This window comes from Thioclava dalianensis (assembly GCF_000715505.1).
Classification (GTDB): Bacteria; Pseudomonadota; Alphaproteobacteria; order Rhodobacterales; family Rhodobacteraceae; genus Thioclava; species Thioclava dalianensis.
This window is the reverse complement of record NZ_JHEH01000062.1, coordinates 1-7,586: the sequence shown is the minus strand read 5'-3', so window position 1 is coordinate 7,586 and position 7,586 is coordinate 1. Positions and strand designations below refer to the sequence as shown.

Sequence of the window (7,586 nt, the reverse complement as noted above, 5' to 3'; positions counted from 1 at the left end):
CGCCCGCCAGCACCGGCGGCTCGGCCATCACGGGCTACACCGTGACCTCAAGCCCCGGCGGCTTGACGGGCACCGGCACCGCCTCGCCGATCACCGTGAGCGGGTTGACCAACGGCACGGCCTACACCTTCAGCGTGACCGCCACCAACAGCGCAGGCACGGGGGCGGCCTCTGCTGCGTCCAACAGCGTGACCCCGATTGGCGTGCCGAGCGTCGGCGCAGTCTCGGCGACCGTGCCCTATAATGCCAGCGCGACCGCAATCCCGCTTGCGATCACTGGCAGTTCGGTCACATCGATCAATGTCGTCTCAGGGCCCAGCCACGGGACGGTGCAGATTTCGGGGATCACTCTGAGCTATACGCCCGCGACAAGCTTTAACGGGACGGACAGCTTTACCTACACGGCGACCAATGCGTCGGGGACGTCTTCTGCGGCGAGTGTCAGCGTGACGGTGTCTGCGCCCACGATCACCGTGAGCCCGACCAGCCCCAGCGGCGCGGTGTTGGGAACGGCCTATAGCACGAGCTTCAGCGCCTCTGGCGGGACGGGCCCCTATAGTTTTGCGACCACCCCGGCCAGCGGCAGCCTGCCGCCCGGGCTCAGCTTGAGCAGCGCAGGCGTGCTCAGCGGAACACCGACGCAGGCGGGCAGCTTTACCGTGACGCTGAGCGGCACCGATACCAGCACGCCGCCCACCAGCTTCACCAGCGCCGCGATCACCATCTTGGTCGCACAAGGCGCGCCCGCGATCAGCGCGATCAGCCCGACCACGGGCAGCGCCGCAGGTGGCACAAGCGTCACGATCAGCGGCTCGCAGCTTGCCGGGGTCACTTCGGTGAGTTTTGGCGGGACCGCCGCTACCAGTTTCACCGTTGAGTCCGACAGCCAGATCACCGCGATTGCCCCTGCGGGTAGCGGCGTGCGGCATATTTCGGTCACGTCTCCTGGGGGCAGCTCGGCCAGCACCGGGGCCGATCAGTTCACCTATCTCTCCGATGTCGCGACGCTCTCGGGGCTGAGCCTGAGCACGGGCGCGCTATCGCCCAGCTTCAATGCGGGCATTTCGGCCTATAGCGTGGCTCTGCCTGCGGGCACGACGGCGTTGCGCGTGACACCGACCACCACGGATAGCGCGGCAAGCGTGAGCGTGAACGGCTCTGTGGTTGCATCGGGCAGCCCCTCGGCGGCGCTTGCGCTGACGCCCGGGGCGAATACGATCTCGCTGCTGGTGACGGCGCAAGATGGCACCGCGCAGCAAAGCTACGCGATCACCGCCACGGTGGCGCTGCAAAGCGATCTGATCACCTTCTCGCCCATCGGCACGCAAAGCTTGGGCGGGGCGCCGGTCGCGGTCACGGCAAGCGCGGCCTCGGGGCTGCCGGTCACCCTGACCAGCGCGACGCCGGCCATCTGTACGCTCAGCGGTGGCTTGCTGAGCACGGTTGCGGCGGGCACGTGCCAGATCAGCGGCAGCACGGAGGGCAATGCGCAATATGCGCCCGCATCGGCCACGCTGAGCGTCTTGGTCTCGACCTTGCCAGATCCCTCGAAAGATCCCGATGTCATCGGGATCGTCACGGTGCAAAACTCGATGGCGATGGAGTTCGGGCGCACCCAGATGCAGAACTTCTCCTCGCATCTCGAAGCGCTGCGCGATGGCGATGGGCCGCGCGATTCCTTCGGTGCCAGCCTTGCCTTGCCTGCGCTGCGGCCGACACCTTCGGAGACGGCCACCCTGTTCCCCTCCGCACGGGACGGGGCCGCATCCGGGCAACAAAGTCGCCGAAATCCCGGCCAGACCCGGACCGCAAGCGCCGAGAGATTGACGGCCACCGCCTCCACCTCGGGGATGGATCCGACGCTTACATCCAGTCCAAATCTGCTGGGGCCAAGGATCGGGCTTTGGACGGCGGGCAGCCTCAGCCTCGAGACGGACGGCGACCTGGATGTCCACACGAACGGGCTGAGCGCGGGCATCGATTACCAACTGTCTGAGCGTGCGATCATCGGCTTTGGTCTGGGGATTGGCTACGGGCATTCCGACATCGGCGATGATGGCTCGAACTCCAAGGGGCGCAGCAAAAATGCCGTGGTCTATGGCACGTTCAAAGCGGGTGAGCGCGGCTTCGTCGATGTGCTGGCAGGCTATGGCAAGCTGAATTTCGACACGGAGCGGGCGATTTCGGGCGGGCCGGATATGGCCTATGGTTCGCGCAGTGGCGATCAGATCATCGGTCAGATCCGCGCCGGGCTTGAATATCGCGCCGACAACTGGATGCTGTCGCCCTATGCCGGGATGCGGGTGATCACGGGCCATCTTGATGCGTATAGCGAGCGGGCGGATAACCCGAGCGATGCGCTGCATTTCGACCGCCAAGGCTATGGCACGTCGCAGATCGATCTGGGGGTGCGCGGCTCGATCAAGCAAGAGACCTCCTACGGGTCGGTCTCGCCCAATTTCCGGCTGGAGTATCATCGTGTGTTCAACCGCGATGTGGCTGCCGGGATGAGCTATGCGAACCTCAGCTCGGGCGGGCAATATATTCTGAACCTGCCGCAATCGGGAGAGGATTTGCTGACCATCGGTTTGGGCGCCAATTTCGACTTCGACAACGGCACCAATCTGCGGCTCGATTATCGCAATACCTCCGGGTCGGGATCGCATAGTCAAAGCCTCGCTTTGCAATATTCCATGCAGTTCTGAGGCGGGCAGGGCACGGCCCTATGGGGCGATTGACCCCCGTAGGTGATCTCTCCAGAGAAACGCTGTGAGCCGCGATCAGGGATTGCGGCTCATGCCGTTTTGAACGCGCGCGCCCTCGGTGGGAGAGGGGGAACTGTTAGGCCGGTCGGTCGTGCGCATCGTTATGATGGAAGCCAATAGAAGGCCGGTGTCAGAGATTCCCTGCGTCAGACGCGGACCTGTCGCCAAGGTCTGGAATTTCGCGCCCGAGGATCTTAGATGACTCCGGATTGATCAGGACCCGGGCCCACATGCGTCAACACCTCTCCGATTTTCTCGACCGTTCTTCAACGCGTTACATAATCATGGGGGTGATCCTGTTTAACGCGGTCGTCCTCGGGCTTGAGACCTCCAAACCGGTGATGAACACGGCGGGCAGTCTGATCATCGCGCTGGACACGGCCTGCCTTGTGATCTTCGTGGCCGAGCTTTTGGCCAAGATCTATGCGCGCGGGCTGCGGTTCTTTCTGAATGCATGGAATATCTTCGATTTCCTCGTGGTCGGCATCGCCCTTGTGCCAGCCGCGGGCGGGCTGTCCGTATTGCGTGCGCTGCGCATCTTGCGGCTGTTGCGGGTGGTTTCGGTGGCGCCGACCCTACGCCGCGTGGTGGAGGGGTTCATCTCGGCCCTGCCGGGGATGGCCTCGGTTTTTCTGCTGATGGGGGTGATCTTCTATATCGCCGCCGTGATCGCGACCAAGCTGTTCGCCGATAGCTTTCCCGACTGGTTTGGCTCGCTAGGTGCGTCGCTCTACACTCTGTTCCAGGTGATGACGCTGGAGAGCTGGTCGATGGGCATCGTCCGCCCGGTGATGGAGGTTTACCCCGAGGCGTGGATGTTCTTCGTGCCCTTCATTCTGATCACGACATTTGCCGTGGTGAACCTGCTTGTGGGTTTGATCGTCAATTCGATGCAGGATGCGCATGCCGAGGAAACCAACGCCGCAACCGATACCTACCGCGACGAAGTGATCCGGCGTCTTGCCGCGATTGAGGAGCGCTTGAACGAGAAGCGATGAGCTGTCGCGGGCCGAAAGCCCCGGCCATCGTCACTTGGTCTGCGCAACCTTGCCTGCAATATACTGTGCGATCATCAGATCGAGATGCGCGCCACCGCCGTTCTTGAACAGAGTCACTTCGTCCTCCGAGCGTCGTCCCTCGGCACCCTTTCCGATCAGGTCGTAGAAATCGCCCTTCACAGCGTCGGCGCTGATGACCCCTGCTTTGATCGGGATCGTAAGCTCGCCGATATGGTGGATGGTCGTGTCGCGACTGTCGACGAAAAGCGACGCGGTAGAGATCAACGCATCATCGGCCTCGCGCATATCGGTCTTGAAGGCGCCGATCAGATCGACATGGGTGCCGGGGCGCATCCAGTCGCCCATCAGCACCGGCTCGCGCGCCATGGTCGCGCAGGTGATGATATCTGCATCGGCTGCGGCTCCGGCAAGGTCCCCTACGGCGGCAATATCGACACCGGGCACCAAGGCTTCCTGCGCCAGTGCCTCAGCCTGAGCGATCCGCCGCGCCCAGATCCGAATGGTTTTGATCGACGGAAACACAGAGCTATAGGCATCAATCAGGCTGCGGGCCACCGTACCGGCCCCGACGATCAGCAGGCTGGCACTCTCCGGTCGCGCCAGAAGCTGCGCGCCGAGAACCGAATCTGAGGCGGTTTTCAGCTCGGTGACCAACTTGCTGTCGATGATGGCGGCAAGCTGCCCATGCTCAGGCTCGAACATGAACATCGCCCCCTGGACGCTGGGCAGTCCCGCGCCCGGGTTTTTCCCGAAGACCGTGACCGATTTCACCCCGAACCCGAGCCCTTCGATATAGGCCCCCCGGCTGAGCAGAGATCCCTCGGAGGGGCCGAGAAAAATGTCGCCCACCTTGGCTTTCGGCAGCGCGTGGCCGTCGCGCAGGGCGGTGACGGCTTCGGGCCAAGTGACCAGCGGTTTGGCATCGTCATATGTGATCATGCGGGGCGTGAGCATTGTCTCTCTCCTGACGTCGTTTGGCTCTTAGAGCGCGTCCAACCAGCGCGCGGTTGAGGACACATCGCGAAGCGTGGGTGTTTCAGCCGTCATCGCCCGAGCGATCACGTCGCCGCAGCCTGCGGCCATGGTCCAGCCCAACTGTCCGTGGCCCGCGTTGATCCACAGGTTGTCCCACCGGCGCACGCGTCCGAGAAAGGGCGGTCCTGCGGGCGTGCTGGGGCGCTGCCCGGTCCAGAAGCTCGCGGAATGTGCATCGACCGCATCCCCAAACTGCCGCGCCACATAAGCGCGCAAGACATCGAGACGGGTGTCGGGCAGGGACAGATCGCTCTGCCCGGCGAATTCCGCCATGGCTGTGACGCGGAGTTGCCCACCATAGCAAGCGACCGCCAGCAATTCGGTTTCATCGACATAGGGCAGCCGTGGGATCCGGTCCGGGTCGCGGATCGTCCAACTGCCCGAATACCCTTTGACCGGATAAATCGCAGGCGCAAACCCCAGCTGGCGCGTCAGCGCTGCGGTCCCCGTGCCGGTTGCCAGCAAGACAGCATCTGCCGCCCGCGCGCCGTGATCCGTCTTCACCCCCGTGATGGTGCGCCCATCGGTCTCAAACCCGGTAACATGCGTGCCAAAGTGCAGCGCGACGTCGAATTTTCGGGCTATGACCTCGGATACAGCCTTGGTGAATGAATGACAGTTTCCGACCGAGTCGACGGGGCTGTAAATCCCGCCCGCCAAATGCTCGGGCATCGTGGCAAGCGCCGGGTCGCGCTGGATCAGGGCGTCACTGTCAAGAACCTCCATCTGATCATCGGCCCGCGCGCCGCCCTGTGCAAGCGTGGCTGCATGTGCGCGAAACTGCGCGAGGTTCTGAAACAGATAGAGCCCGCCCTCGTGGCGCAAACTGCCGGTTAGACCGAGATCGGCCTCGATCTTTTGGGTCAGATTACGGCTCATCCGCGACAGGCGTTGCAGCTTGCTGGTGTTGGTGGCGTGGGCCGACGCGGTGCAGTTGCGCAGAAATTGCGCCCCCCATGCCCAGAGGGCAGGATCGGTTGGTCGCGTGACCCTGATGCCGGGCTCGCGGCGCAGAAGAGCGCGTGTGATAGACCCGATGGCCGAGGGGCTGGCCCAGGCCGAGGCATGGCCAACCGCAAGAATGCCTGCATTCGCGCGACTGCAGCCCTCAGCCGGGCCGGGCTGGCTGTCGATGAGCGTGACCTTTGCCCCACGCGTCGCCAGCGCATAGGCGCTCAACACCCCAACAACCCCCGCGCCAATGATTACGACCCGCTGTTGCATCACACGCCCCCAGTCGCCGCATAGATCCATAAAATGGAAGCCTTACCTGCGGGCGCGATCACCGCATGCTCAAGCTGGCTGTCAAATGCCAGCATGTCACCGACCGATAAGCGCCGTGGCGCTTGCTGTGCGATCCGCACCTCGATGCTCCCGGATTGTACGATGATTTGCTCCCAGCCTGCATGCGCATGCATCGGACCGAATTCCGCCATTGAGCGGCACAGAACATCAGCGCGCAGCGTCAGGAACGGCACTCCCCGACGATCCTCGCTCAGAAATTCGAAGCGATATTGCGGCGTCTCGACGCGCCGACCTGTTCCCAGCGGGATCTCCGCAATGCGCAGGATCTCGGTCGAGGCGGGCCGGGGGTCAACCAGATCGGTGATCGAGATCCCGAACCCTTCGCAAATCCGGATCATGACATCGAAAGTCGGTGACATCAGCCCGTTTTCGATGCGCGACAGCGTCGCCGACGAAACGGATGTACGTGCGGCAGCGGCCTTGAGCGACAGGTCTCCGGCCTGTCGCACGCGCCGCAAATTCGCGCCGACGACATCCGCACCCGGCGGTGAATCCCCAACACCCGTCAGGGCGAGGTCATGAGCGTTCATCAACAGCTCCTTGGGATAGATGGCTTGTGGGCAACCGCCGCTCATTGCATATATGCAACGCGCCGGCCGTCTGTTGCAAGTTGAAACGTGGCAGACGGAGCACAGGAGCGCTGTCACGAAAATCGAGAACAGCGCGGCGGCAGCCTCCATCGCCGCACCCCAACGGCTCGGACGCGCGACAATGCCGAGAGACCTTGACCCGCATGGCCCGGGAAAAGCTGGCAGATGCAGAGCGCTATCGCCTGATGGAGTGGGTGGGCCTTGTCGGATCGCCTGCGGGCCTGACCGAAGTCGAGCTGACCGAGTGCTTGTCCGCCAACGGTCCCGGGGCGCGGACAGCATCTGGCCGGTGCAAAGCGGCGAATTAAAAGCTGCTGAACCGGGTGGGGGAAACTTAGGGGGATCGAAATGCCTGAAAAGTTGTTTTCAACAATTTCTCAGAATCTTAAGCCGAGGAAAGTGGCGGAGAGACAGTCCGGCAATGATTTCGGATTTTGATTTAAAGCACAATAAAAACAATATCTAGGAGAAGTTCGGCGGGGCATAATGTGTATCAGATTGTGTATCAAAAACGGGAGTTCTTTCATTTGATATCTCTCCTCTTGGTCAGCATCATTATGGCATCGCTTTGAGCAAGCCAAATGCTCGAAGCAATTGGGGTTCATCCAATTCCCGCTGTTCGACCAAGGTCCGCGCCATTGCATCCAACACCTCGCGCCGCTCTTTCAAGATTTGCGCGGCGCGGGCTTCCGCCTTGCTCAGGCGGCGACGCACCTTGGCGTAGACGGTTTGGTTCTGAAGCGTCAGATGGTCGGGTTGATCCAGCCAGAGCTGTTCGTGATGGCCGAGGCCGAGGCGGGTTTCGATGGCGATCGCCAGTCGCGTTGCTTGGGCGAGATCTGAGGCTTGTGTGCCGCCCGCGCCGCTCGAGA

The 7,586-nt window shown here is 62.7% G+C and carries 7 protein-coding genes; 3 read left to right on the top strand and 4 right to left on the bottom strand.

Going from position 1 to position 7,586, the window contains the following annotated elements; all coding sequences use genetic code 11:
* Both DL1_RS20035 and DL1_RS20030 read left to right on the top strand, forming a co-directional pair.
* Positions 1 to 2,705, top strand: a 2,705-nt coding sequence (locus DL1_RS20035) for an autotransporter domain-containing protein (protein ID WP_038069981.1), incomplete at its 5' end; no start/stop codon positions are given.
* A 290-nt stretch (positions 2,706 to 2,995) separates the two neighbouring features.
* A complete protein-coding gene (locus DL1_RS20030) occupies positions 2,996 to 3,763 on the top strand; it encodes an ion transporter (protein ID WP_038069979.1) in 768 nt (255 codons plus the stop codon).
* 30 nt (positions 3,764 to 3,793) lie between these two features.
* Here the strand turns inward: DL1_RS20030 and DL1_RS20025 are convergent, their stop codons facing one another.
* The 3 genes from DL1_RS20025 to DL1_RS21860 are packed head-to-tail and all read right to left on the bottom strand — an operon-like array spanning position 3,794 to position 6,654.
* The gene (locus DL1_RS20025) at positions 3,794 to 4,738 is read right to left on the bottom strand and encodes an ornithine cyclodeaminase family protein (protein ID WP_038069977.1); all 945 of its coding nucleotides are present in this window, start codon (positions 4,736 to 4,738) and stop codon (positions 3,794 to 3,796) included.
* Between the two features lie 27 nt (positions 4,739 to 4,765).
* Complete coding sequence (locus DL1_RS20020) at positions 4,766 to 6,043, bottom strand: FAD-dependent oxidoreductase (protein ID WP_051693719.1); 1,278 nt, start codon at positions 6,041 to 6,043, stop codon at positions 4,766 to 4,768.
* A complete protein-coding gene (locus DL1_RS21860; protein WP_038069975.1) occupies positions 6,043 to 6,654 on the bottom strand; it encodes a helix-turn-helix domain-containing protein in 612 nt (203 codons plus the stop codon). The genes DL1_RS20020 and DL1_RS21860 overlap by 1 nt, the downstream gene beginning before the upstream one ends.
* A gap of 203 nt (positions 6,655 to 6,857) precedes the next feature.
* On the opposite strand from DL1_RS21860, the gene DL1_RS21855 reads away from it, so the two are divergent.
* Complete coding sequence (locus tag DL1_RS21855) at positions 6,858 to 7,022, top strand: hypothetical protein (RefSeq protein WP_162178777.1); 165 nt, start codon at positions 6,858 to 6,860, stop codon at positions 7,020 to 7,022.
* Between the two features lie 247 nt (positions 7,023 to 7,269).
* Here the strand turns inward: DL1_RS21855 and DL1_RS20010 are convergent.
* Positions 7,270 to 7,586 (bottom strand): M41 family metallopeptidase (locus DL1_RS20010; RefSeq protein ID WP_038069973.1); only part of this gene is annotated, 317 nt, incomplete at its 5' end.

Excerpts from the sequence above, each read along its gene's own strand:
- DL1_RS20020 (WP_051693719.1), bottom strand. The coding sequence starts at position 6,043 with ATGCAACAGCGGGTCGTAATCATTGGCGCGGGGGTTGTTGGGGTGTTG.
- DL1_RS20030 (WP_038069979.1), top strand. The coding sequence starts at position 2,996 with ATGCGTCAACACCTCTCCGATTTTCTCGACCGTTCTTCAACGCGTTAC.
- DL1_RS21860 (WP_038069975.1), bottom strand. The coding sequence starts at position 6,654 with ATGAACGCTCATGACCTCGCCCTGACGGGTGTTGGGGATTCACCGCCG.
- DL1_RS20025 (WP_038069977.1), bottom strand. The coding sequence starts at position 4,738 with ATGCTCACGCCCCGCATGATCACATATGACGATGCCAAACCGCTGGTC.
- DL1_RS21855 (WP_162178777.1), top strand. The coding sequence starts at position 6,858 with ATGGCCCGGGAAAAGCTGGCAGATGCAGAGCGCTATCGCCTGATGGAG.